Origin of the sequence: Niastella vici (assembly GCF_002077945.1) — a bacterium.
Lineage (GTDB): Bacteria > Bacteroidota > Bacteroidia > Chitinophagales > Chitinophagaceae > Niastella > Niastella vici.
On sequence record NZ_LVYD01000013.1, the window covers coordinates 326,360 to 352,920 of the forward strand.

The following is a 26,561-nucleotide window of genomic DNA, read 5'->3' on the forward strand; positions in this document are numbered from 1 at the left end:
TTTCTAAATACTTAAAGTTATGCGACCTAAAACGAAGAACAGGCTGTCATTACTGTTCCAGAAGATGTCGAATAAAGTGACGAAAGCAACCGGCTCGCCTCTGGCTTTTATAATTGCTGCAGCCATAATTATCGTATGGGGTATTACGGGGCCTATTTTCGGGTTTTCCGATACCTGGCAGCTGGTGATCAATACCGGAACTACCATCATTACTTTTTTAATGGTATTTATCATTCAGCAAAGTCAGAATAAAGAAACTACAGCCATTCAGTTGAAACTGAATGAATTAATAGCCAGTCATGAAAGAGCGAGCAATCGCCTGATAGTTGTTGAAGACCTCACTGAAGAGGAACTGGACCGCATCAGAAAGTTCTATGTAAAACTATCCGAACTGGCAGAAAAGGAAAATGATGTGAATAGCTCACATTCACTAAATGAGGCAGAAAATCTGCATTTATTGAAAAAGAAACATAAAACTGGGTAATGATGGGGCAGCTGGCAAAAGTGGTGACGCACAGGCAATATTTGAAAATATACCGGGATTATGCAAAGGCTGCTACCCTGGCCGAGCTGGTTTATGTATCAGATACTCAACCGGGCATTATACGAACCAAAAAAGGCCGGGGCTATATGTACCAGTACAAAGGGAAAGTGCTGAGTAATAAAGAAGAAATAAACAGGATCCGCAGTCTGGCCATTCCACCCTCCTGGAGCTCGGTGTGGATCTGTTCCCTGGCAAATGGTCATATACAGGCTACCGGGTTGGATATACGCAAACGCAAGCAATACCGCTATCATCCATTATGGTCGCTATTGCGCAATGAAACGAAATTCCATCGCTTATATGAATTTGGGAAAGCCCTGCCGGCTTTACGCAGCCGGTTGGAAGCCGATCTGAATAAAAAAGAACTGAGCGCATTAAAGGTCATTGCCACTGTTATTAGCCTGATGGAACGTACCTATATCAGGATCGGCAGCGGGGAATACGAAAGACAGAACGGGTCACATGGCCTAACCACGCTGAAAGACAAACATGTAGCTATTTCAGGCGATACCATCCGGTTCTCTTTTACCGGAAAGAAGGGGGTGAACCATGATATAACGCTTAAAAGTAAACGGCTGGCGCGCATTGTAAAGAACTGCCGCGAAATACCGGGGAAGGAATTGTTCCAGTATTATGATGAGGATGGCAATGCACATCCGGTTGATTCGGGCATGATAAACAATTACATAAAGGAAGCCACAGGTATGGACTTTACCTCGAAAGATTTCAGGACCTGGGCTGGTTCGCTGAACCTGTTGCGCTCGTTAAAAGCTATGGGCGAAGCAGTTACGGCGACAGATAATAAGAAGAATATTGTGGCAGCGCTCGATGAAGTGAGTATAAAGTTGGGGAATACCCGCACTGTTTGTAAAAAATACTACGTACATCCCGGGCTGATAGCTTTATACGAGGAGAATTGTTTGAGTAAATACCTTACAGAACTGGATAAGCAGAATGAAGTTCAGAATTGCACCGGATTGCATGCAGACGAGCAGGTTTTGATGAAAATTCTACAGTCATTCCACAAAATCTGAGTTAGAATGGGAAGTATTTTCTACACCCGCAAACAGTTCCCGTTTAAAATTTTAGGCATAGTTTTTATAAAAATATATATACATCCGGTGCAATGTAACGGACGGGAAAGTGAGCAGGAGCCGGAAAAAATAGATCACATAAACTCATTATAAACTTACGCTACAAATCAGGCCTTAACCAAGGACTCCCGATGTTTCTACATCGGGTTTTTTTTGTTCCTACTCTAAGGCGGAAGGAACAAGTGAACAGCCTGATGAAATTTATTGAAGACCTTTGCGATGGATGACTGAAAGGTAAAAGTCCGGAAAATATTACACTCACAAGAGTGTTGTATTTTCCGGACTTTCATTATGTGGCCAATGGTAAAGGGTCAGTAGAAAAATATGACTCCGGCCATTGGCGGATGAGGCGGCATGTACACGGCAGCCACGCCTCAAACTTCGACTAAAAATTATGAACGAAGAACTGGCGACTATCTATGACCTCGATGTTGATTTTTTTCTGGTGGTCCTTTTTCTACCCGAAGATTTAGTAGCTGTGGTCCTCTTCTTAGCTGTACTCTTCTTCTTCGCAGATTTCTTTTTCTTCGGTGCCGGCACTTTGGCGCCTTTCTTCCTGGCCTCTGATAAACCGATGGCAATAGCCTGTTTACGGCTCTTTACTTTTTTACCGCTTCTGCCGCTGGTTAAAGTACCTTTTTTCTTACGATGCATGGCGCTCTTCACTGATTTCTGTGATTTTTTTGAATATCTGGCCATAACTATCTATTTAAAATTAGCTGAATAATAATATCATGTATAGAAGTGCAAATTCCCATGCCATCGGTTCAATGTAGAAGTGGTTTCCCATTCAAAATACAATTTTCAACATAGTTGCCTGTAAAACAAGGCGGAATAATTTTTTAAGGCTTATAAGTATCGTTTTATGCTGACGTGGTGTTCGTTTTTGCTTAAGCTATCCTTTGTTCAATTACGTGTGATGCATCACGTTGGATAAACTAAAACAAAACTATTAGCAAACTTAAAAAATGTGAACATATGGCACAGAATCCGAATAAAGAAGTTGTAGGTGTATTGAACGATCTGATCCAGATCAATAACGATCGTACTGCAGGTTATACCAGAGCTGCAGAAGACACCAAAAATGTAGATGTTGATCTTCGTACCATATTTGAACGGCTGGCCGATGATAGCCGTCAGAATGCCATTGAACTAACTTCACAGGTAGGCCGCCTGGGTGGGGAACCTGCAACAGGTACCACTGCATCGGGTAAAATATACAGGGCGTGGATGAATGTAAAAGATATGTTTACCGGAAAAGACCGCCATGCACTGCTGGCTTCCTGTGAATACGGTGAAGATGCGGCTCAACGCGCCTATGAAGATGCATTGGAGTCAGATGCTCCGCTGCCCACAGACGTAAGACAGTTGATCGTAAGCCAAAAAGCTTCTTTGAAAAATGCACACGATATGATCAAAAAATATAGGGATGTGCATGCAATAACTAAATAAAAAGCTTAAAAATAGTGGCTTTAGTACTGTAGAGCAAAAACGCAGGCCGGATAAGATCGCTTATCTGGCCTGTTTGTTTTGTCGGCTATTCGCCAAAATTGTTGAAAATATAAAGGTAAAATAATATGCGTGTGTGGAAATAAATACACTTTTTGGTAAAAAATGGCATGAAAAGCCTGGCAGTAATTTTTTATTATCAAATGATTAAGTAAATGAACGGCTATGAAAGCAGATTACAACAGATCTACTCCATACATAAAAAGCATGGTGTCATGTTTGAGCAAGGTAGTAGACGATGGATACAAAGAAGACTTTAAAGCAACCAAGGAAGGCCTGGAGTCTTCCAGCACCCGGAAGCTATACGGTCCCAATGAAGTAAAAGTAATTACCTCATTCCGGTTTGAAGGTTTTAGCGATCCACACGACAGCGCAGTTTTATATGTAATTGAAACATCTGATGGCGTAAAAGGTACTCTTATTGATGGCTGCGGTACCCTCGCTGATCCATTCGTGTATAAATTCATCCTGGATGTGGAATCGCGAAATGAGAAATTAATGATCAACTGACCAATCTTTTTTCCATTATATATACATACGTGATACAGGCCTTCCCGACTTTGTCGGGAAGGCCTTTTCTTTTGTGGGTGATGAATAGCAAAAAAAGTCCCCCCGACATGTCGGGGGGACCGGGTTTTAATCGAGACTTACTATTTTGAAGGATAATTAAGGCGTGCTGCGCATAAGGCCAAGAATTAATGATATAACGGCCAGTACGATCAGAATATGTATTAAGCCACCTGCACTGTATACAAAGAAACCCAACAGCCAGCCAATTATCAGTATCACTGCGATAAGATAAAGTATACTTCTCATGGTAAAAATTTTAGGTTGCGTAATATCCGTTAACAATAAAAATAACCTGCCACCGAACAAAATCAGCTGATTGAGAACGTTTGCCATAAACGGGGGAAACGGGATGTAGAAGTTTTTGCTCAGGAAATGCCATTTGAGCATCCCGGATAGTACAGGAACATTCTTTTTACTGTTAAACAGGTATGATCATTTTTAGAATAATGGCAAATACCTGGAAAATCTTTAAACAATCGATCACTGAGTTCTTCAACGATAATTGCATAAAGCTCAGTGCTTCCCTGTCGTATTATACCATTTTTGCCCTGGGACCCACCTTGATCATCATTATTTCATTTGCCGGTATCTTTCTCGGGCGCGATGCCGTGGAGGGTAAGTTGTATGGTGAAATAAAGAACCTGATCGGTGCCGCCGCTGCGGCGCAGGTGCAAAGCATTATCGCCAATTTGCAGCATAACGATCAAACAGTGGTAGCTGCTATCATTGGTGTGGTGTTATTGATATTGGGCGCAACCGGCGTATTTACCGAAATACAGGGTTCTATCAACTATATCTGGAGCATAAGGGCCAAACCCAAAAAGGGCTGGCTGAAATTTCTGACCAACCGCCTCATCTCTTTTTCACTGGTGGTTAGCTGCGGTTTCATATTACTGGTATCGCTAACTATTAATGCAGTAATGGAATTGCTAAATGAAAAACTTCAGGTATATTTTAAGAGCGTTACCATTATTGCGTTTTATATTTTGAACCTGGTGTTGATCTTTGCGGTTATCACTGCCCTGTTCGCCATCATTTTCAAAGTACTGCCCGATGCTACCCTCAGGTGGAAAGATGTTATTGTGGGTGCGGCATTTACTGCCCTGCTGTTCATGCTGGGCAAATTCCTGATCAGTTTATATATCGGTAAATCAAACGTGGGCCTAACCTATGGTGCAGCCGGTTCCATTATCGTGATCCTGGTGTGGGTGTACTATTCTTCCCTGATCCTGTATTTTGGGGCCGAATTCACCAAGATATATGCCATACAACACGGGGCCGGCATAAAGCCTACCCAAACGGCGGTGTTTATTATAAAGCATGAAGCCAAAGAGATAGGAGAATCAAAAATATGACTGGGGTAGCCTGAACCGGGATAGATCTAATTTATGGGATGTGTGGGATCATTGATTTCCTGATTCGCGGCCATATTCCAAATTATTTAAATCCCTAATCCCGGTTCATCCCATAAATCCCACTATCCCAGTCCGGTCGTGGCATAGGTATTTAAGGTTTGTATTTGGGTTGAAACGTACAGTTCGCTAAAGCTATCGATGTGAAAAAAGCGGTTAAAATTACTCTTAAAGTGTTCCTGTGGATCTTTGTAGGTCTGCTATTGATAGCAGTCCTTGTACAAACGCCACCGGTGCAAAACCTTGCCCGCAAAAAGGTGCAGGCCTGGTTGCAGCATAAACTGGGCACCCGCTTCGAGATCGGCCGTTTGCGTATTGGTTTTCCAAATTCTGTAGTGCTGGATAATGTATATGTGGAGGACAAAACAAAAGATACCCTGTTATACGGCGGGCGCATCAAGGTTAACATTGCGCTGTTTAAATTATTGCACAATGAAGTGCAGATCGGGGATCTGCGCCTGCAGAATATGACAGCCAAAATAAAACGGCAGCTGCCCGATACCGTTTTCAATTTTCAGTTCCTTATAGATGCATTTGTTACCCAGAATAAAAAAACGGCTAATCCCGCCGATACCACCGCGCTGAAAATGGGGCTCGATAACCTTTATCTCGACAATATCCGCTTTATATATCGCGACACCATTTCGGGAAACGACTGGGCCATTCAACTGAACCATTTCAATAGTCATATTAATCAATTTGATCCGGATAAACAGGTGTACGATGTGCCGGTTATTGACCTCAACGGGTTAACTGCCCGCCTGTATCAATATAAACCATTGATAACGGCGCCGGATGTGATCGCCAACGATACCTCGATGGCGGCTATGCCGGTCATCAAACTTAAACAGGTTAGGCTGGCGAACATCGATGTCGATTACCGCAATAATGTATCGGCCCTGTATACCCAGGCAAAATTGCAAAGCCTGGATGCCCGGGTCAATACCGCCGATCTTAATGGGCGGCGCATCGTGCTTGACCGGGTGAATGTACAAAACACCATCACCCGTGTACTGGTGGGGAAAACAGAAACGACCAAACTGATAGCCGAAAAAGCAAAAACGGAAGCCAAAGATGTGGCGAACCAGGGCTGGCTGGTAGATGTGCGGAATGTAAACATTCAGAAAACATCTTTTCAGTATGATGATGAAAACCAGCCAAGGCAAAAACAGGTACTCGACTATGGTCATTTGAAAGCAGAAGACGTAAGCTTGCAGGCCAATCATTTTTTCATGGACGGCGATTCTATAACGGCTTCTGTACAGGAAGCGGCGTTTAAAGAACAAAGTGGGTTCACCCTGCAGCAACTGCAGGGCGATTTTGTTTATACCGGTCATAAAATGTATGCCGATGGCCTGTTGGTTCAAACCCCGCATACGCGCATTAAACATACCATTCACCTTGATTATCCATCGCTGGAAGCGGTACAGAAAGATATTGGCAGGCTTCAGGTAAAAGCCGTATTGCCAGGCAGCTATGTTTCTACTAAAGACGTTCTTTATTTTGCCCCGATGCTTAAACAACAACCGGTGTTTAATGATGGCGGTACCGTGCTCAGAATAAATGCCGATGTGGAGGGCTTTGTAAACCGGCTCACCGCCCGCACATTACAGGTACAGGGTTGGGGCAATACAAAGATCGATGTATCGGGTACTATAGTTGGCCTGCCTTCTATGGAGAAATTATATGGCGATATAAAGATCAATGAATTACGAACTACACGAAAAGACGCCGAAAAATTCCTCCCCAAATCGGTGCTGGCCCAGGTTCAAATACCTGCTACCATGCAGGTAACCGGCACTGTTAAAGGGAACGGGCAGCAAATGCAAACGAACGTACTGGTGAAAACTTCTTCGGGCAATATTGCCCTGAATGGCACCATGGCCAATTACCAGAACAGGAATGCGGCCAGCTATAATATGCAGGTAAAAGCGCAGGAAGTACAGGCTGGCGCCATTTTAAAAAATCCCGACCTGCAAACCGTATCGGCCAATGTACAGGTGCAGGGTAAAGGACTAACGCAGCAATCGGCCGATGCAACCTTAAAGGGTAACGTGGAGAGTGTTGTTTATCAAAAATATGATTACCGCAACATCAACCTCGATGCTGCCATCAAAGATCAGCAGGCAAAAGGAGCCGTGCGTATTGCCGATGAAAATATTAGTATGGCGGGCAATATCTCCGTGAACCTGGCGCTGGCAAGCCCGGCGCTTACGGCCGATATAATGGTAGACAGTATAAAAACAAAACCGCTTCATTTAACGCCGCAGGAAGTTATTTATCGCGGAAAGATAATCGCCGATCTGCCCAATACCAACCCCGACAGTTTACAGGGCGATATCCAGATCATTCATTCCCTGCTGGTGACCGGTAACGAGCGCCTGCAGCTGGATACCGTTCTTATAACAGCCGCACACCCGGGTGACAGCAGCCGCATAACAATTGAGAGCGATATAGCAAAAGCACGCATCGCCGGCAGGTATAAATTAACCCAGCTGGGCGACATATTTTCACAGGCCATACAACCTTATTTTTCCATAACCCCGGCGCAAAAAGCGCCGCCTGCCACAACGCCCTATAATTTCAGAGTGGGCGTATATGTTACTGATAACCCCGCATTGAAAATTGCGTTACCCATGTTAAAACGCTTTCAGAACCTGGTATTGCGGGCCCATTTTTCCAGCGACAGTGGCTGGCAGGCCAATGCGCGGATGCCTGTACTGGTTGCCGACGGCCTTGCAATCGATAATATGCAGCTGGAGGCTGGCACCCACGATAGTGCATTAACCCTCAACACCACGTTCGATCAGCTGCAATTTGGCGGTAATACCGTTTACAGGGCTTTTATTCGCGCCAATGCGGCCCATGATAAAGTTGATTTTCTTACCCGCTTTCACGACCGCACCGGCCGCATACAATATGCCATACCGGGCATGCTGAAACAACCCCAATATGGCATCTATGATGTAAGCCTGAAAAACGATAGCCTTTTATTGAATTATGAACTGTGGAGCGTGGCGCCGGATAATGTGATACACATAGGAAATAACGATATCAGGCTGACCAATTTTATGCTGAACCACAATTTTCAGCAGTTCAGTTTAAAGAGCAGGGGCAATATGCTGAATGCGCCGGCGGAAGCCAGCTTTACCAGTTTCCAGATCTCAACGCTGGCCGCCTTTGTTACCTCCGATTCGCTGGATGTGGATGGAACGCTCGATGGGCAGATCCTGTTGTATAATCTTACCACCCAACCCATGTTCTCGGGCGATATGACCATCAGCAACCTCAATTTCCAACGCGATACCGTAGGTAATATAATCGTAAAAGCAAAGAACACCACCCCCGATATTATCAATGCCGATATTGTATTGACCGGCCGTGGTAATCATGCAACCGTGAATGGTGATTTTTATCTGAAACCCGTCAATGGAAATGATTTCAGGTTTAAACTGGCGCTCGATACCCTCAATATGGCGTCGATAGAAGGCGCCACCATGGGCGCCATTAAAAATGCTTCGGGCCGTATAACCGGCCAGTTCGATGTGTCGGGCACATTCAGTAAATATAATGTGAACGGAGGGCTGAACTTCAAACAAACCAGTTTTAATGTAAGCATGCTCAACAGCTATTTCCATATTGAAGATGAAACGGTAGCTGTAAATAATCAGGGCATTAGGTTCGACAGCTTTACGCTTGAAGATTCGGCCAAAAACAAAGCGGTGATCGATGGTATGATTTATACCACCGATTTTGCTAAATACCGGTTCGATCTGTCGGTGCGGGCCAACGAATTCCAGGCAATGAACAGCACCAAACAACAGAACAGACTGTACTATGGCAAGCTGATCTTCAGCAGCAATATGAAACTGAAAGGAACAGCCGAAAGTCCGGTGGTAGATGGAAATATTACCATTTCGGATAAAACAAATGTCACCGTGGTATTGCCGCAGCAGGACCCGGCTGTAGTAAAACGGGAAGGTATTGTACAGTTTGTAAATATGGATGCGCCAGAGAACGATACTTTATTTTCGAGTATGAAGGCCGGTTTCGATTCCCTGAACAAATCGCCTTTAAGCGGTATAGATATTTCGGCCAATGTTGAAATTAAAAAAGAGGCGGTGTTCAGTCTTATTGTAGATGAAGGCAATGGCGACTTCATTCGCATGCAGGGTGAAGGATTGCTCACTGGTGGTATTGACCCAAGCGGTAAAACCACCCTGTCGGGTTCATACGAGATCACCAGCGGGGCCTATGAACTTAATTATAATTTATTAAAACGGAAATTTATTATCCAGGAAGGGAGCAAGATCGTGTGGAATGGAGAACCCACCAAGGCCGACCTGGATGTTACGGCTATTTACAGCGTAAAGGCGGCGCCTATTGACCTGGTAAAAGACCAGGTTGCTGATGAAGAAGCCACTACCCGCAATGCCTATCTGCAGCGCCTGCCGTTTAACGTATTGCTGGTGTTGAAGGGTGAATTATTACAACCCCAGGTAAGTTTCGACATACAGCTGCCCGAAGAAAGCAACGAGATCTCTAAAGGTACTTCAACTACCATCAATTACCGGCTTACCCAGTTGCGGCAGGAACCCTCTGAATTGAATAAACAGGTATTTGCCTTATTGTTGTTGAGCCGGTTTGTTGGCGAGAACCCGTTTGAAAGCAGTGCGGGCGGTTTAACCCCGGAATATTTTGCCCGGCAAAGCGCCAGTAAATTACTCACCGAACAGCTGAACAAACTGGCCGGCGACCTGATACAGGGAGTTGACATCAATTTCGATGTAGCTTCTTTTGAAGACTATTCAACCGGGAACGCGCAAAGCCGCACCGACATGAATGTGGCGTTGTCGAAACGGTTAATGAACGACAGGCTGACTGTAACTGTGGGGAGTAATTTTGAGCTGGAAGGTTCACAAAACACTAACAGGAGCTCGAGCAATATTGCAGGTAATGTAGCCGTGGATTATAGCCTGAGCCAGGACCGGCGGTATATGCTCAGGGCATACCGCAAAAATGAATATGAGGGTGTCATTGAAGGATACGTCATTGAAACCGGCGTAGGGTTTATCATTACACTCGATTATAACAAGTTTAAAAATTTGTTCCTGGGTAAAAAAGGCCGGGAAGAAAGACGCCAGCGAATTCAACGGGCAAGAGAGATGGAAAAAAAGCAGCAACCGCCGCCCGTGCCTCCACAAACAACTAATCAATCAACTGAAAACAGGGAAGTCGAAAAGCGTGAAGACAGTTAGCACACCATATAGTATATGGCTGGTACTGTGTGTAACATTCTTTTATGCCTGTTCCAGCACAAAGAACCTGCCGCCCGGCGATGCATTGTATACGGGGGCGAAGATCAATTTTAAGGATAATGCCATTTCGGGCAAAAAGAAAAGGGCCCTGCGCAGTACGCTCGTATCGCTTACCCGGCCTGTGCCTAATACAAAATTTTTAGGGCTGCGAATTAAATTGAGTGTGTACAATACATTTGCGCATGCCAAACGGTTTCCGGGCAAATGGCTGCGCGACCGGTTCGGCCAACCACCTGTATTATTAAGCGCGGTCAACCTCGATCATAATGTTCAGGTATTGCAAAACTATCTTATAAATAAGGGATATTTTAATGCAAAAGTAGCGGGCGATACCACGGTAAAAGGCAAAAAAGCAACTGCCGATTATAATAGTCGAACAAGCGATCAATACCACATACAAAAGGTTGCCTTCAGGGGCGATACATCGGTAGTGAACAGAACCGTTCAGGAAACAATGCCCAAGACACTGCTGAAGACAAATAACCCCTTCGATCTGGATGTTATAACAGCAGAAAGGCAACGGATCGACAACTACCTGAAGGAAAATGGCTTCTATTTTTTCAGTCCTGAATACATTCTTGTAAAAGCAGATACTACGGTAGGTAATAATAAAGTGGACCTTTTTGTAACGGTTAAACCAACCACACCAACCGAAGCACAAAAGGCATTTCGCATCAAGGATGTATGGATCTATACCGGTTTCAACCTGGAACCGGGTCAAATGGATACCAGTAAAGCAGATGTAAAATATTATAAGGGGTATTACGTAGTTGACAGAAGGAATATTTACAAGCCCAAATTATTTCAGCAATCCATGGCTTTCGATCCCGGCGATTTGTATAACCGCACCGATCACAATGCCAGCATCAGCCGGTTGATCAATATGAATATATTCAAATTCGTAAAGAACCGGTTTGAAGTGGTGCCCAATGCTGATTCGGCGCAATTGAATGCTTATTATTATCTAACCCGCCTGCCCAAGAAGTCGCTGCGTGCTGAGTTGAACGGCAATACAAAATCGAACAACCTTACCGGTTCAAACATAAGCATCAGTTGGCGCAACCGCAATGCCTTGCGCGGCGGTGAGCTGTTTACGATAAAAGCATCGGCCGGTTTTGAAGTGCAATACAGTGGTCAGTTCCAGGGCTACAATACATTGCGGTATGGGCTGGAACCTTCTTTCTCGTTCCCCCGCTTTTTGGTGCCCTTCTTTAATTTCAATACAAAAGGCGGCTTTTTGCCCCGTACAACGATAAAGCTCGGTTATGATGTATTACAGCGGCAAAAGCTGTATACCATGAATTCTTTCCGCGCCAGTTATGGCTATACCTGGAAGGAATCTATTCAAAAGGAACATGAGTTAAACCCGATCAGTATTAATTATGTTCAACCCATAAATGTTACCCCGGAATACAACGACAGTGCGTTAAAGAACCCCACGCTGTTAAAAGCCATCGAAAAGCAGTTTATACTGGGTTCAGATTACACCTATACCTATACGAACGTGCTCACCTATAAGCCCACGAACGGATTTTACTTTAGCGGGGGCATCGATCTGTCGGGCAATGTAGCTGGCGCGGTAACCGGCGCCAATATCAGGAAACAGGATACGGCAAAAATATTCGGTGCACAGTTCTCGGAATACACCCGTTTGCAATCAGATTTCAGGTATTACCGCAAAGTGGGGCAAAACTCTGTATTTGCCAATCGTATAATGGTGGGCATTGGTATACCATACGGAAATTCGAACCAGCTGCCTTATATAAAACAATTCTTTTCGGGTGGTAATAACAGCATCAGGGCCTTCAGAAGCCGTTCGGTTGGGCCGGGTACCTATGAGGCGCCAAAAGATTCTGGTTTACTTTCAGAGCAACCGGGTGATCTAAAGCTTGAACTGAACACCGAATTGCGTTTCCCGTTGGCAGGCATTGTGCAGGGCGCGGTGTTTGTTGATGCCGGGAATGTGTGGTTGTTCAATGCAGACAGTACCAAGCCGGGCGCTCAATTTACCAGTAAATTCATGAGCCAGCTGGCCGCAGGCGCCGGGGTGGGTATTCGCTTTGACCTGAGCTTCCTGGTATTGCGGCTCGATCTGGCCTTCCCCATACGTAAGCCCTGGCTGGAACCGGGAAAAAGATGGGTGCTGAACCAGGTTGATTTTGGCAGCAGCCAGTGGCGGAGTGATAACCTGGTATTCAATCTGGCTATTGGTTATCCTTTCTAGCCTCCGGGCAGTTTCCCATCTATGCCAACTGTTTTCTGTGCGCCTTCAAAGATCGATTTCCAGATAAGCGTAAATAAGGTGCGGTAAATATCCCTTTGATGATTAACGGTAACTATGCGCACCGGTTTCTTTCCATCGGGATTGGCGTTAATGATCTTTATATTGGCCAGTAACGAGATCATTTTTCTGGCCTTGTAAGGCCCGGCTGTTTCTTCTTGCTTTAAAATTTTGATCTTTAAGTCGTCGTATAACAATTGAATAATGCCTTTGGCTTTATGGTCGTCGCCCATCAAATTAAAATCGAGGCTGTGGATATTGCCGGAGTTTATTTCAACCAGGGCCATGGGTTTGCTTAAGGGGTTGAAGATAGTGGCATCTGTGCCCTTCATGGAGCCGTTCAGGGTGAACCGGCCATTACTGCTGTTCAAATACAACTGCAAGGTTGCATTGACCGGAATTTTACCCTGTAAAAGGCTATTGAAATGAATGGTGCAAATTCCGTTATTATTCCTGCGGTTGGTAACATTCAATAAGCTGGCGTTTACGTTATCAAATACAAGGACGCCGCTACTTCCGGTCAGTACTTCTTTTTCTTTGTATTCTATAGACCCATTTTGAACGACCACTTTTTTTATGGCCACATCAACCGGCACTTTTAAGAATTCCTGCTGCGGATAATGTCCCACCTTGCTTTCTTTTTTCATGGGATACGATTTGTCGCGAAATACTTTGAACTGCGCATTTTTGACAGTTAGTTCATTAGCTATCAAATTACCATTCAGGATCTCCTGTACATTTACCTGTTTGAACAGCAGGTTGTACAGGTCAAAATCGAGCCGGTCGGTTTGCCATTTTACGGCGCGCATATGGGCAGCTTCGCCCAGTAACGGAATAATTTGCAAATGCTTTATGGCAAACGATCTGTTGGCCGAGCGCAACTCAATGCCGTTAAACTGGTAGTGGTATAAATGGTCGCGTTTTCGTAGTAATAATTTATGTACGTCGAGTGAGGCATTTTCGGCAAACAACACCCGCGAGGTATCGGTGCTGGTGCTATCGCTGATGGTTATATGATGAAGCGTTGCGTTTATTTTTGATGCGCTGAAAATGGTGTCGCCGTTCGGCCAACGGCAAATATGGTAATCGGCATCGGTAATAAGAATGGTATCTACGTTGATCTTCTGCAGCCCGCGCAACAGCACCTGGTATATTTTATCTTTTGTGGGGGTGGTGTCCTTTTCGGTTGCCGCGCGGCGACTGCGGTACATCGTTACCATGGGGCTGGTCAGTTTGATCCTGGTGGCCAGTACCTGTTTGTTGATCACTGCTGCATTTGTTTGTACACCGGTGATGTATACTTCAGGAACAGTAACACGTAATAAATTCCGCGGCAGAGTACTGTCAGTCGCTTTTTTGTATGTGGTATCTGGAATAAGTTGAAGGTTTTTTATAAGTATTTCTCCATCCACTTCATCAATGTCAACAGTATCGTAAGTGATGCGGTATAAACTATCCGATTTGAGGAATACCAGTTCGGGAACTTTTTTATGGAGGAAATCGCGGCGCCATCTTTTGTAGTAAACTATACCGGCTGCAATGAGCAGGATAAGGAATAACAGGAAGATGAGCTTTTTCATTAACGTTGTCTTTTAGGGGTTGCGTTTAAATGATACCGGTATACCTATTCGTGAATGGTTAAAACATACGTTTTATTCTGCGGCCTGCACGCGATGTTTTGTTCACTAAAAAATGCATCCAGTCGAACACATGTCCTGCTCCGCACAATAAACAAACATTTATCATGGCTACGAAAACCGTTTTTGACCATTTAAATAATTTACTCATATCTATCGTGAATTAGGTTCTGTGATACATAAAAAATTATTGTGCCTGCTATAGTGGGTATGAAAGAAACTAACCAATTTGTGGCAACGAATGAGGATATATTTCCACGGGAAAATGTTTTGAATATAGAACCCGCCTGAGTTTCAGTCAAAGGCACGGGATTTTAACAAGTAACTGAAATGAAACCTATAAAATTTTTCTTATGAAAAGGATTATGTGTGCTGCCTTATTATCGGCCGCTTTTTTAACAGGAACTGCAGGGCTTGCGCAGGAGCAGCAAACACCGGCAGAGAAGGCCTTATCGCCCAAATTTGGTATCAAGGGAGGGGTGAACCTCACCAATATGTATGTGAAAGATGTATCTGATGAGAACATGAAAGTTGGTTTCAATGCCGGCTTCTTTGCGAAGCTGCCTGTTGCCCGGGGCTTTTCCATTCAGCCTGAATTGTTGTACACCAGCAAGGGCGCCAAGGAAACGTATAACAATTTTGTTGAAGGGAAAGGGGAGTACAGGTTCAATTTAAATTACATTGAATTACCGGTGCTGGCGGTGTTTAACGTTGCCAAAAATTTCAATGTGCATGTAGGTCCGTATGTGTCTTATCTCGCTGCTGCGAATATCAAAGACCTGAAAGATGATGGTACTATACATGAGATCACTGACCTCGATGCAGAAAACTTCAATCGTTTTGACTATGGTGTAGCTGGTGGGTTTGGCATAGATATTTCTAATTTCACTTTGGGTGCCCGCTATAATTACGGGTTCCGGGAAATAGGAAAATCTGGTAGCCTGTCTGGACAATTGACAAAAGACTCCAAGAACAGCGCTATCTCATTATATATCGGAATAGGATTTTGAGCGATACGGGTTTGAGGATTTCAAGAAAAGCCCCGATGTATTTCGTCGGGGTTTTTGTTTTGAGCAGAGTCGAAGAACTCGGTTACTCAACATTTTCCTGTTTTTCTATTTTCATTTTCTCACTTCCTTCGGCATTTTTGGGGAAGGTAATGATGAAGGAAGTTCCCACATTCAATGCAGATTTCACATCAATAGCGCCTTTGTTCGATTGTATAATGTTCAGCGTGCTTGCGAGGCCCAGCCCCATACCATTGCGTTTGGAAGTGAAATACGGTTCAAACAGGCGCGAGATATTTTCTTCACTGATGCCGCAGCCATTGTCACTGATAACAATGCTGGGGTCGGGATCGTGGTGTATGACCACTGAAATTCTTCCCTGTTTATGGTTTATAGCTTCTGTGGCGTTGATGAGAATATTCGAGAACGCCAGTTTTAATTTTTCCTTATCAACAGTTACCATAACCGGCACATCGGGATATTTTATTTCCAGTTTTATGCGCTGTAAGGTTAGCCGGTCAATGGCATCGAGCACGCTTTCATCCATGATGCTCTGCAGCACATGCGATTCCATTTTCATTTCAGCCGGCCGCGATGAGTTCAGCAGCTCGGTAATGAGTGCCCCAATGCGATTGCTGTTGCGCTGAATGATCTCGAGATAGGTAGAATCATTATCCTCAACCGCTTCTTCGCGAAGGTGTTCAACCGACAGGTTGATGTTGTTGAGCGGGTTACGTACTTCGTGGGCCAGGGTGCGAACAAGACGGCCGGCAGCTGCCAGCTTTTCAATTTGCAGGGTTGCTTTTTCTGCTTTTTTCAGGTTGGTGATATCGTGTACGATCCCCTGCATGTAATCCTTGTTAATATTATCCGATTCGAGGGAAGCGGAAATGACGCAGATGCGGTGTTCGCCCTGTTTGGTGCGGATCTCTATTTCGAGGTCATTTACCTCCTGCCGCGTGGCAAAGTAATACCTGAACCTTTCTTCCTCTTTTTTCTGAATAAAGAGGTCGTAAACGCTTATCAGCATCAGTTCTTCTTTGGTGTAACCCAGCAGGTCGGTGGTGGCGCTGTTCACATCCTTGAACCGGCCCTGCCGGTCGGCGGTGAACACCATATCTTTCGACCGCTCGAACATATTGCGGTATTTGCGCTCATTGGCCCTGAGGGCTTTTACAGAAGCCGATCTTTCCAGGGCATAACGAATAGAGCGTTCAAGCTTTTCTTCGTTCAATTCGCCTTTTACGAGGTAGTCCATGGCGCCTACGCGCATGGCTTCCATGTCAACCGTATGATTGCCTTTACCGGTGAGCAGGATCACCGGTTCTTCACAGCCTGCGGCAACGGCTTCCTTCAACAGGTCGAGACCGGTTTTGGCGCCCAGGCGGTAATCGATAAAGTAAATGTCGAATGCCCGGCTTTTCATTTGATCAAGCGCCTCTTTGTAAGAGTAACACCAGGTTAATGAGAACCCCGACGATGGTATATTGCGAATAAGATCGCTGGTAATTAAATAATCGTCCTCGTCATCGTCCACAATGAGAATGCGGGCCTGTAAGTTGGATACTGTCATCGATAAATTTATTGATGTTCCGGCAATATTATAGTAAAGGTAGCGCCATTATCCGGTTCGCCGGTTGCATAAATAAGGCCTTTGTGCTGGTCGATAATTTTCTTGCAAATGGCCAGTCCGATACCCGAACCGGGGTATTCTGTTTTGCCATGTAACCGTTGAAATATCTGGAAGATCCGTTCCCGGTATTCCGGTTCAAACCCGATACCGTTATCTGCGAAATCGATCCTGAACCAGGTATTACCGGTGTCGAGATGGTGCTGTTCTTTTTGCCGGCGCGATAATCGTAAACACCGGATGGTTATGTTGGGATGGGAATCAGGTTTCCTGAATTTGATGGAATTATTTAACAGGTTATCGAACAATTGTTTCATTTGGGAAGGTATTGCTTCAATAACCGGTAACGCATCTGTATGTATAGCTGAAACGGTTTCTTCAATTTTAAGCTCCAGATCGGTTTGCACTTCTTTTAGGATACTGTTGAGGTCAACGGCGGTAAATGGCTGGTTGCTGCGGGCTGTGCGGCTGAACTCGAGCAGGGTATCTATGAGGTGGCGCATGTTCTCAACCGAAGCGGCAATGCGGGTGAGGTACAGTTTGCCATCGGCCCCCAGTTCGTTTTTGTATTTGCTCTCAAGGCGTTCAATAAAGGTGGTGATCTTCCGCAGCGGCTCGTTCATGTCGTGGGAAGCCACGTATGCAAACTCTTCGAGTTCTTTGTTGGAACGGTCGAGGTCCTTTATTTTTTCTTCCAGGTTCGACTGGTACAGATGCAACCGGGTAATGTCGCGTGTGGTGCCAATGGTCTTTATCCAGTTTCCTTCACTGTCATAAAATAATTTCCCCGACGTTTCTATTCTTTTTAAACTGCCATCATTCGTTTTGATCTCATATTCCGCAACGAAATTCTCCGGTTTTTCTTTTTTGGCTATTACATCATCAAGAAATGACCTGCTTTTTTCATAATGCTCCTCATTCATGTGCTTCTGATACAGCGCTTCGTTCACGATCACTTTGTTCTTGTCTGTATCCGGATCATAGCCGAACAGGCGGTACATGCCATCTGACCAGAAGAAGTTTCCGGTGCGGGCTTCAACCTCCCAGGTGCCATAATCCAGATATTCTTCATTTTCCTGTTTCATAGCCTTATAGGAAGCCAGGTCGCGGTACAATTGTGATTGTTCGGTGATATCGATGGTGCTGCCAACTACGCGCAGCAATTCATCTTTATCATTGCGGAACACTTTGGCTTTTTCCCTTACGTCTTTAACACGGCCATTGCGGTCATGTATCTTGTAATAAAGATCATATTCGTGATGAATAAGATGATCTTTCCTGTTATACAGCACTTTGTCGCGGTCGCTTTCCAGTACATGCTGCAGATAAAAATCAGGTGTTATGTTGAGTTTGTCTTTTTCTGATTTAGGATCGTAACCCAAAATCCTGTACAGGCCATTGCTCCAGGTGATCCTGTTTTCGGGCACGCTCCATTCCCATACCCCGAATTTGAGCAGCTCCTGGGTGTCGTTAAACAGTTCATCAATACGTTTGAACTGGTTTCCGGTCTCTACTTCTTCGGTAACGTCCTGGGCAATGAATAATATGGAGGCAGCCCTGCCCCTGGCATCGCGGTTGAGCACGGTGCCCATGGTACGAAAATATTTCCAGGTTCCGGTCTTTTGGATTAACCGGGAAGTATAGCTGTAGCTTTCATTATCCTTTAACGCATTGAACTTTTGGAGCTCCTTATTTACATTTTCCTGATCGTCTTTATGAACAATGCTCATGAGGTCGCTGTCCCAGGTAAGCACGTCATTAAATGAATAGCCGAGCAGCTCGGTCAGCTTGCTGTTGATATACTTTAGCTTATGGGTGTCAGCATCATAAATATAGACGATCGCCGGAAAAAAATCGGTGATTTTATCCGGAAGCCCATCATTGCCGCTATTGGATTGAAACAAAAGCTTCAGAGGGTTAATCTCCTGGTTTATTAGTTGTTCCATCAAAGCCTGGACTTATTAACAATTACCCATCGACAGGGTGATCGATATGTGATATATTATATTACTGATTGTTGAACTCCTGATATTGTTTCATTTTATTGTACAATGTTTTGCGATCGATGTTCAGTAATTTAGCCGCTTTGCTCTTATTAAAATTTGACTTCTTCAATGCTTCAATGATCGTTTCATATTCGGCATCGATGCTTGCATTTTTTAATGATAGCTCGCTGTGTGAATGATGCGGATGTGGCCGGGGTATTTCCGCTTCGGTAATTGGTGATGGAATGGGAGGGGTTGGTGCGGCCTGTTTGGGTTCTGCCTGTAAATAGGTGGTATCGGGCGCTTCATCAAATTGCAATCGTGTAAAATTCGATATTTCAAATGGCAATGTATGCGCTTCAATAAAAGCTCCTTCGGCCAGCAGCGTGGCCCGTTTAATTACATTCTTCAGTTCGCGCAGGTTGCCGTACCAGATATAACTTCTGAAAATATCTTCCACTTCCTTCGTAAATCCCTTCACATTTTTTTCCAGCTCTTTATTGGTTTGCTGCAGGAAGTGCCGGGCAAACACCATGATATCGTCTTTGCGCTCGCGCAGTGGCGGCACAACAATGCTGAATTCATTAAAACGATGGTACAGGTCTTCGCGGAACTTTCCTTTGCGGGCAATATCCCACAGCTTTTCATTGCTGGCCACAATGATGCGAATATCGAGGTCAATGTCTTTGGTGCCACCAACGCGCCGCATTTTTCTTTCCTGCACCACGCGCAACAGTGAAACCTGAATGTCGTATGATAAGTTACCAATTTCGTCAAGGAAAACGGTGCCGCCATTGGCTATTTCCAGGCTGCCAGTTTTTTGATTCAGGGCGCCGGTGAACGAGCCTTTCTCATGACCGAACAGTTCACTGCCGGCCAGTTCTTTCGACATGGCCCCGCAGTCAATGGCCACAAAAGGCATAGCCTTACGACGGCTGCGTTTATGTATTTCCTGCGCAATGGCTTCTTTACCACTACCGCTTTCGCCATAAATGATAATGCTGTAGTTGGTAGGCGCTACCAGGTCAATTTGCTTCAGGATCTTCTTAAAAGCTTCACTGTCGCCAAAAATATAATCACCCGAAATAAGGATCTGTTGTTTCTTTTCCCGGTTGTCGTAACTCACCGGCTCATCAGTGGTGGTGGCGGGTGGTGTATAAGTGGGGGCTGCCTGGGCCGTTGACGTAGTGGTTTGGGCAGTGGTAGCAGTACCCTGATTCTGCAACGCCTTTTTTATAGTGACCAGAATTTCATCGGGGAATAATGGTTTGCCTATATAATCGTATGCGCCCAGTTTCATAACTTCCACAGCTACTTTTATATCGCTGTAACCGGTCATAATGATGACCGGAACGTCGGGCATTTGTTCCTTTATTTTCACCAGTAAAGTAGTGCCATCCATGTCATCGAGCCTGAAATCGCACAAAACGAGATCGGGCGTGAATGAATTCATCAGTTCCAAAGCCTTTTTGCCGGCATACACTTCAGCCACTTCGTAGTTATGCTTGGTTAAAAAGCGTTTTAATAACAGGCAAATATCCCTGTCGTCGTCGATTACAAGTATTTTCGGCATGTTCAAATTTACTTTTTTACTGTGAGTTTATGATAGATTGTTTCAGGACCACCGGAATGAAATAACGCGTAAATTTTAGTATCTTTTTAACAATGCCGTTGCTATGCCCATATTGAACGCATTTGCGCCACCGGTATTTGTAAAATTTCACGGTATTTGGCAACCGTTCTTCTGGCAATGGAAAACCCTCTTTTCGCTAAGATAGTTACGAGTTGCTGATCTGTATACGGATTTTTCTTGTCTTCTTTTTCAATGGCGTCTTCTATGGCTACCTGTATAACCTTATTACTGATGGCTTCACCTTTTTCATTGATGATACCTTCTGTGAACAGGTCTTTAAGCAATATCATGCCAAAAGGCGTATCAACATACTTATTGCAGGTGATACGCGATACGGTAGAAATATCGACACCGGTTTTATCGGCAATATTTTTAAGGATCATGGGTTTAAGCAGTTTTATATCGCCTTCGCGAAAATAATCGTACTGCATATTTACAATGGCCTTCATAATGCGCAACATGGTGCCTTCGCGTTGCCTGATGGCGCTTACAAACCATTGTGCCGACTGGTACTTATTCTTTAAATATTGTGCCGCTGCCGCATCTTTTTTGTTTTTCTGGCTGTCGGCCACTATTTCTTTCCATTCGCGGCTTATAAAAAGGGAGGATGAACGCTGGTTATAAAGGGAAACTTCGAGGTAATCACCTTCCTGAACTATCAGAAAATCGGGGATGATGTGGCTATTGGGGGTGCTGCCTTCCTGTACTTCGGCCACCGGCTTCATTTTCAGGGAGCTCACCAGTTCCAGAATGATCTTTAACTCATCTTCTTCCAGCTGCAGGCATTCCATGATCTTGTCCATATTGCGGTTGCGCAGGTCCTGGTAATGATCCTGGAGCAGGCAAATGGCCTTTATTACATCGGGCCGTTTGCCGTTCATTGATCTTAACTGCAGCAGCAGGCATTCGCAAATGCTGCGGGCTCCAATGCCAATGGGATCCAGTTTCTGCAGATTATAGAGTATTTGCTCAAAAGCTTCCGGTTCCAGCCAGGTTTTGCACGAAAATGAATATTCCTCGGCTATTTTGTCGAGCGGCAGCTCGAGGAGGCCATCGTCGCTCAGGGAGTCAATGAGGTAATCGGCCAGCAAAATTTCATCTGTGTCGTTGCAGCACAGGCGATATTGTTTTTTCAGATCTTCCCGGAAATCGGTGGAAGCTTTCATGGGACTGAAAGTTTTTTCTTCGTCGGGCAGGTAATTGCTGTATTCCATTTTATAGTCGGGAATGTCATCGTAACCATATTCGTCCCAGTCCTGATAATCCTGTACCTGCTCTTTTGCAAATTTGTCAGCATTGGCCTCTTCCTCATCTTCTTTCTTTTCCAAAAATGGATTGTCCTCTAATTCCTGTTCAATACGATGTTCAAGTTCCAGTGTATTTAAATGAAATAAATTGAGTAGTTGTATCTGTTGCGGCAATATTTTGGTTTCCTGTTTCTGCACAAGGTTCTGCTGTAACATACGGGTTCATTTTTCTTTATTAACTTCAAGATGCTTTCCACTTTAAGTTATTAGGAAAATATTTTTTAGAGCGTTGAGTTACAGGTTGTTGTTCTTAGTTCGTTTTTTTACTATGTTGCGTTTGTTAAAAGTGCTAAGGGGGAATGTAGAAAATTATCCCCGATTTGTAGAACTAATCACTATGAAAAGAAGACTATTTTTTATTATTTCCGCATTCGTCTTATCACTTATCATTACTGTATCTCTTTCTTATCTCTTATACGAGAGTTATGTTCGTTCAAATGAACAGAACCGTCGTATTGAGCACGCGTATAAAGTGAGCCTTCAAACGAGTGCGCTGGAAAATTATATCAAGGAGGCCGAAACCGCTCAGCGAGGCTATCTGTTAACGAATGACAGCGCTTTCTTACAACCCTATCTGCGTATTCGCGATGATATAAAACCCGGTTATGATACATTAAAGCGGTTAATTGCTGATAATGGCAAGCAACAACAATTGCTGAATAAGGCGGGTTTGCTGATGAATAATCTGATCGATCATTTTCAGCACAGTGTATATATGAAATCGCGCACCAGCCTTATGGATGCAAAGGATAATATGGATAGCCTGCGCAAGGTTTTCAAGGAAATACAGAATGAAGAAATGGCTCTGGTAAAAAGATTTTCGGTCAATGAATATGAATCGAGTATGCCGCGGTATTTTACCGCCATATTTTTATTTGCGGCGGTCATCATTTTTGTATCCTTCCTTATTATTCTTAAAGAATACCGGCAGCGCACAAAATATCAAAAGCAACTGGAGTTGAAAATGATGGAGGTGAATGCGTATAACATAGAGCTGGAACAAATTGCATTTGCCACTTCGCACGATCTGCAGGAACCGCTGCGGCGTATCAGGACCTTCAGCGACCGCTTGCTATGGAAGTACCGCGACCAGTTAAATGATGAGGGAAAGATGATCCTTTCCCGAATTGATTATTCTGCCCGCCGCATGCAGGGATTGATCGAAGATCTGATGAATTTCGCTAACCTGGTGCGTGGTGGTGAAGAGTTGGCTGTAGTAGATGCTGATAAGTTATTGCAATCGGTGGTTGAGTACCTGAAGCAGGAGATAGCCATAAAAAGGGCCACCATTCATATTGGGCAAATGCCTTCTATCACTGGTTTTGAAAAGCAATTATACCTGATGTTCAAGGCGCTCATCGATAACGCCATCAAATTTGGAAAACCAGGCATACCGCCGGTTGTTACCATTCAATGTGTGCAAACCAGTGGTGAAGAGCTGGCACATATTGATAAAAAATTAATGAAAAAAAGTTTTATCCGCATAAGCATACAGGATAATGGTATTGGGTTCAGCAATGAATTCAGTCAGAAAATATTTCTCATATTCCAACGCCTGCATACGGGGTCTGAATATGAAGGCAAGGGTATTGGATTGGCTATTGTTGAAAGAGTAATGACCAATCATAATGGCTATGTGCTGGCATCGGCCAGGGAAGATAAAGGGGCCTTGTTTAATTTGTATTTTCCTGTAACGGAGAATTAGCAAAAAGACTAATATGGTATCTTATGCTTTCAAAGGCTTTGGTAATGGCAGTTTCCCACCTTATGGCTACACTATAACCCGTGAATTCGCCATTGTTTGCACCGATCTTTACCAGCGCGGCCACTGTATTAGCGCCCGGGTTCGATAAGGTAATTTCAATAACCTGGATCTCAGCCAGAATATCTTCCAGCAAATTCGCCTTGAATGTAGAAAGAAAACCGATGTCTTCCAGCGGTATGCCCTGTGTTGTTTGCTCATCTATATGCAATAAATAGCTGTTCTTCATAACCTGAAATTTAGGTGTTACAATCCTTCTATTTCTCTTCTTATATACGCTCATTTTATAACGACCGGCAATTAAAGCAGCCAACAGTACTTCTGTAAAGATTGTACCCCCGCGGGAAATATTGAAGCAAAATAGTAGAATGTAGAACTTAGTCTACACGCTGTAATTTTTTTTACCTGAACAGGGGAGCGTTATCTGAGTGTTATTGAAAATAACTGATGGAAACGAGCCAGCGGTATGATTTTTACAAATTATACATAGAAGGCCGGTACGGTGTGTAAAGAATTGCGAGCACCAGCATTACCGGTAAGTGCGTGACGGAAATGTATTTATTAACCAAAAATTTATTTTATGTTACGTTGGACAGTCATATTTCTGGTGGTGGCCATCATAGCAGCCGTTTTCGGATTTACCGGAATAGCTGCAGGTGCAGCTTCCATTGCCAAAATTCTGTTTTTTATTTTTATAATATTATTCCTGGTCTCATTGGTGGCAGGAGGTTTTCGCCGGGTCGACTAACGTTGAATAAAATCAGCAAGTCATGGAGCCGGAAAGACCAAAAGTCCGGAAGGGTCAATGATACTATCAGACACCTTCCGGACTTTTTTTATTTCTTCGCTTGTGTTCTTAAGGAAATTTTAAGGTTAATGTCTCTTAACAATAACTTACTTTTGAATTCTTACATTGAAAGGAAAAACAGGCGTGGATATTATGAACAACCAGCCAATACTTATTGCGGAGGATGATGCCGATGACCGGTACCTGCTTCAAACTGCCTTTTCGGAAATAGGTTTTCCCGAAAGAATAGATTTTGTAGAGAATGGGATAGAAGTGCTGCATTACCTCGATAATATATATGCGAGCAGCAACATGGAAGAGAAAGCCCTCCCGGGTTTTATTCTGCTCGATTTGAATATGCCCAAAAAAGATGGCCGGGAAGTATTGAAAGAATTAAAACAGCATCCCGTTTTTAAAAAGATCCCCGTTATTGTTTTTACCACTACCAAGAATGAAATAGAGATCAAACGCTGTTACGAACTCGGCGCCAATAGTTATGTGGTAAAGCCTATCAGCTTCGATGCTTTATTAAAAGTGGTGGAGAACATCCGCAGCTTTTGGTTTCAAACTGCATCCATTCCCGTTTCCTGATCGGGCTGCGTCTCAGGTGTATCATGATGCATCTTTCCATTCTTTTTAAAGAATGCTTTTATTTTATTCAACAGTGATTTAGGTTCATCGCTCAAATGCGATGCGTAATTCTTTATAAAGAAGGGAATAAGCCATTTGGTAAGCCAGCCGGTATTTGCCAGCAATACCTTTTTAATAAGGCCATCGGCCAGTAAGTTAACACCAATCTGTGCTATACCAATACCGTGCTTACGGGTGAACAGGTTGCGTATGGTGCCAGCCACGACAGCCGCAGGTTTTAATTCTTCTTTAAGTGAGCGCCAGTCTTCTTTGATCTGAAGCTCCTGCTCGGCCATCAATGTTTTCAGCCTGGCTTTCTCCTGTAACAATTCTTTATAACTCGTTATCTGTTTTGTCATAAATTCTCCGAACGATAAAGTCCATGATAAATGGAAGGATGATCTTTCTGCGCAGCAAATAAAACACAACAAACACTAAAAGGTAAAACAAAGCTACGATAAAATAGCCAGCGGCGGCATTTTTCAACAGATGGCCCAGGTACAGGGAAAGCCCAATACCCGCTAACAATAGAATACACAATATAAAGCCGCCAAACAAAAAGAAAATAATAGCACGGGCAACAGCTTTTGTGCCTGCCTGTGCTACATTGATGCGGGCCAGCTCATAATAAGTTTGTGCAATATCCTGTACACTATTGGCAAGGTTGGCTGCTTTGGTGTTTAAATTCTCCATGTTGTATTTTTAGATCCCGGCCTGTAAATAAGCTACCTGCTGACATCAGACTGTGTACATTAATTTTCAAATCCATGCTGAACTTCTTCTTCCGCAGCTGCATACATATTCTTCATTTCTTCCTTGCCTAAAGCCAGTAATTCGGCTACATCTTCCATCACTTCGTCGATGCCGGTCCTGATCTTTCGTCTGAGCTCACTGCCTTTTTCCGGAGCCAGTAAAATACCAATGGCTGCACCCGCAGCTGCTGCGGCCAGCATCCCTAGAATGATTTTTGTGTTAGATGTCATACATTTACGTTTTCAGGAATTTGAGGAAAAAATTATACCACTGACCCAGGATTCCTGTTTTTTTTATATTTTTCATCAATGGGAAACAATTTCCCCAGGGTATTTAAAATTCAGCTCTAAAACATGACAAAAGAGCGACTTAAGGTTTTAATAATAGACGATGAGAAGGATCTGTGCCTTTTGATAAAGGCCTATCTTAGCCGTAAAAACTGTGATGTACATACTGCCTATACGCTTTCGGATGGCCTTAGCCAGGTAGATCAGTTTTTGCCCGATATCTTATTTCTTGATAATAACCTTCCTGATGGCCTGGGTTGGGAAAAGGCTGAGAATATCATTAAGGATCATCCCAATATAAAACTGCACCTGTTAAGCGCTTATAACCCGCCCCGCATTAAAGATGGCCTGCCGGTCACCAAAGTGTGGGAAAAACCCATTTCCCTGCGCGACCTCGACATGTATTTCAGCTAGT

General features: G+C 44.0%; 23 protein-coding genes. 13 read left to right on the plus strand and 10 right to left on the minus strand.

The window, feature by feature from the left end; genetic code table 11:
- Positions 1-19 precede the first annotated feature (19 nt).
- The 5 genes from A3860_RS06995 (at position 20) to A3860_RS07015 (ending at position 3,657) form a co-directional block, all read left to right on the plus strand.
- On the plus strand, positions 20-484 hold the full coding sequence (locus A3860_RS06995) for a low affinity iron permease family protein (protein WP_081145833.1): 465 nt from the start codon (positions 20-22) through the stop codon (positions 482-484).
- Positions 484-1,578: a DNA topoisomerase IB gene (locus tag A3860_RS07000; protein WP_245843489.1), complete on the plus strand. Its 1,095-nt coding sequence runs from the start codon at positions 484-486 to the stop codon at positions 1,576-1,578. Before A3860_RS06995 ends, A3860_RS07000 begins: the two co-directional genes overlap by 1 nt.
- A gap of 454 nt (positions 1,579-2,032) precedes the next feature.
- Positions 2,033-2,365, plus strand: a complete 333-nt coding sequence (locus A3860_RS42430; protein ID WP_158085157.1) for a hypothetical protein — start codon at positions 2,033-2,035, stop codon at positions 2,363-2,365.
- 251 nt (positions 2,366-2,616) lie between these two features.
- Positions 2,617-3,090 carry a ferritin-like domain-containing protein gene (locus tag A3860_RS07010; RefSeq protein ID WP_081145836.1) on the plus strand — a complete coding sequence of 158 codons (474 nt, stop codon included), beginning with the start codon at positions 2,617-2,619 and terminating at the stop codon, positions 3,088-3,090.
- A gap of 222 nt (positions 3,091-3,312) precedes the next feature.
- Positions 3,313-3,657: a hypothetical protein gene (locus A3860_RS07015; protein WP_081145837.1), complete on the plus strand. Its 345-nt coding sequence runs from the start codon at positions 3,313-3,315 to the stop codon at positions 3,655-3,657.
- Positions 3,658-3,813: 156 nt separating this feature from the next.
- Here A3860_RS07015 and A3860_RS40455 read toward each other — a convergent pair whose 3' ends face one another.
- Positions 3,814-3,963 carry a lmo0937 family membrane protein gene (locus A3860_RS40455; RefSeq protein ID WP_143773979.1) on the minus strand — a complete coding sequence of 50 codons (150 nt, stop codon included), beginning with the start codon at positions 3,961-3,963 and terminating at the stop codon, positions 3,814-3,816.
- A gap of 182 nt (positions 3,964-4,145) precedes the next feature.
- Between A3860_RS40455 and A3860_RS07025 the strand changes: the two genes are divergently transcribed.
- The 3 genes from A3860_RS07025 to tamL all read left to right on the plus strand — a co-directional run bounded on the left by A3860_RS07025 (position 4,146) and on the right by tamL (position 12,671).
- Entirely contained in the window at positions 4,146-5,072 is a 927-nt protein-coding gene (locus tag A3860_RS07025) for a YihY/virulence factor BrkB family protein (protein ID WP_081145839.1), read from the plus strand.
- Positions 5,073-5,272: 200 nt separating this feature from the next.
- Positions 5,273-10,387 (plus strand): translocation/assembly module TamB domain-containing protein, encoded by a 5,115-nt coding sequence (locus A3860_RS07030; protein ID WP_143773980.1) that lies wholly within the window; start codon positions 5,273-5,275, stop codon positions 10,385-10,387.
- Positions 10,374-12,671 (plus strand): translocation and assembly module lipoprotein TamL, encoded by a 2,298-nt coding sequence (gene tamL, locus A3860_RS07035; RefSeq protein ID WP_081145841.1) that lies wholly within the window; start codon positions 10,374-10,376, stop codon positions 12,669-12,671. The genes A3860_RS07030 and tamL overlap by 14 nt, the downstream gene beginning before the upstream one ends.
- Here the strand turns inward: tamL and A3860_RS07040 are convergent.
- On the minus strand, positions 12,668-14,308 hold the full coding sequence (locus A3860_RS07040) for a DUF748 domain-containing protein (protein WP_081145842.1): 1,641 nt from the start codon (positions 14,306-14,308) through the stop codon (positions 12,668-12,670). The genes tamL and A3860_RS07040 overlap by 4 nt on opposite strands.
- Before the next feature lie 410 nt (positions 14,309-14,718).
- On the opposite strand from A3860_RS07040, the gene A3860_RS07045 reads away from it, so the two are divergent.
- The gene (locus tag A3860_RS07045) at positions 14,719-15,375 is read left to right on the plus strand and encodes a porin family protein (RefSeq protein WP_081145843.1); all 657 of its coding nucleotides are present in this window, start codon (positions 14,719-14,721) and stop codon (positions 15,373-15,375) included.
- Between the two features lie 82 nt (positions 15,376-15,457).
- Here the strand turns inward: A3860_RS07045 and A3860_RS07050 are convergent, their stop codons facing one another.
- The 4 genes from A3860_RS07050 to rpoN form a co-directional block, all read right to left on the minus strand.
- Complete coding sequence (locus tag A3860_RS07050; RefSeq protein ID WP_081145844.1) at positions 15,458-16,945, minus strand: hybrid sensor histidine kinase/response regulator; 1,488 nt, start codon at positions 16,943-16,945, stop codon at positions 15,458-15,460.
- An 8-nt stretch (positions 16,946-16,953) separates the two neighbouring features.
- The gene (locus A3860_RS07055; protein ID WP_158085158.1) at positions 16,954-18,906 is read right to left on the minus strand and encodes a PAS domain-containing sensor histidine kinase; all 1,953 of its coding nucleotides are present in this window, start codon (positions 18,904-18,906) and stop codon (positions 16,954-16,956) included.
- Between the two features lie 103 nt (positions 18,907-19,009).
- On the minus strand, positions 19,010-20,560 hold the full coding sequence (locus A3860_RS07060; protein ID WP_081145846.1) for a sigma-54-dependent transcriptional regulator: 1,551 nt from the start codon (positions 20,558-20,560) through the stop codon (positions 19,010-19,012).
- A 101-nt stretch (positions 20,561-20,661) separates the two neighbouring features.
- Positions 20,662-22,083, minus strand: a complete 1,422-nt coding sequence (rpoN, locus tag A3860_RS07065) for an RNA polymerase factor sigma-54 (protein WP_081145847.1) — start codon at positions 22,081-22,083, stop codon at positions 20,662-20,664.
- Positions 22,084-22,264: 181 nt separating this feature from the next.
- Between rpoN and A3860_RS07070 the strand changes: the two genes are divergently transcribed.
- Entirely contained in the window at positions 22,265-23,632 is a 1,368-nt protein-coding gene (locus A3860_RS07070) for a sensor histidine kinase (RefSeq protein WP_158085159.1), read from the plus strand.
- On the opposite strand, the gene A3860_RS07075 is transcribed toward A3860_RS07070, so the two are convergent.
- Positions 23,601-23,918 carry a hypothetical protein gene (locus tag A3860_RS07075; RefSeq protein ID WP_081145849.1) on the minus strand — a complete coding sequence of 106 codons (318 nt, stop codon included), beginning with the start codon at positions 23,916-23,918 and terminating at the stop codon, positions 23,601-23,603. The two genes, A3860_RS07070 and A3860_RS07075, sit on opposite strands and share 32 nt — an antisense overlap.
- A gap of 351 nt (positions 23,919-24,269) precedes the next feature.
- On the opposite strand from A3860_RS07075, the gene A3860_RS07080 reads away from it, so the two are divergent.
- Both A3860_RS07080 and A3860_RS07085 read left to right on the plus strand, forming a co-directional pair.
- Positions 24,270-24,437: a DUF1328 domain-containing protein gene (locus tag A3860_RS07080; protein ID WP_081145850.1), complete on the plus strand. Its 168-nt coding sequence runs from the start codon at positions 24,270-24,272 to the stop codon at positions 24,435-24,437.
- 192 nt (positions 24,438-24,629) lie between these two features.
- A complete protein-coding gene (locus A3860_RS07085; RefSeq protein WP_081145932.1) occupies positions 24,630-25,067 on the plus strand; it encodes a response regulator in 438 nt (145 codons plus the stop codon).
- Here A3860_RS07085 and A3860_RS07090 read toward each other — a convergent pair.
- From A3860_RS07090 to A3860_RS07100, 3 genes are read right to left on the minus strand one after another with little or no spacing between them, the layout of a single operon-like run.
- Positions 25,040-25,465 carry a hypothetical protein gene (locus A3860_RS07090; RefSeq protein ID WP_081145851.1) on the minus strand — a complete coding sequence of 142 codons (426 nt, stop codon included), beginning with the start codon at positions 25,463-25,465 and terminating at the stop codon, positions 25,040-25,042. The genes A3860_RS07085 and A3860_RS07090 overlap by 28 nt on opposite strands.
- Complete coding sequence (locus A3860_RS07095; protein WP_081145852.1) at positions 25,440-25,799, minus strand: phage holin family protein; 360 nt, start codon at positions 25,797-25,799, stop codon at positions 25,440-25,442. The genes A3860_RS07090 and A3860_RS07095 overlap by 26 nt, the downstream gene beginning before the upstream one ends.
- Positions 25,800-25,858: 59 nt before the next feature.
- The gene (locus tag A3860_RS07100; protein WP_081145853.1) at positions 25,859-26,089 is read right to left on the minus strand and encodes a YtxH domain-containing protein; all 231 of its coding nucleotides are present in this window, start codon (positions 26,087-26,089) and stop codon (positions 25,859-25,861) included.
- A gap of 123 nt (positions 26,090-26,212) precedes the next feature.
- Between A3860_RS07100 and A3860_RS07105 the strand changes: the two genes are divergently transcribed.
- Entirely contained in the window at positions 26,213-26,560 is a 348-nt protein-coding gene (locus tag A3860_RS07105) for a response regulator (protein ID WP_081145854.1), read from the plus strand.
- Position 26,561: the final 1 nt, after the last annotated feature.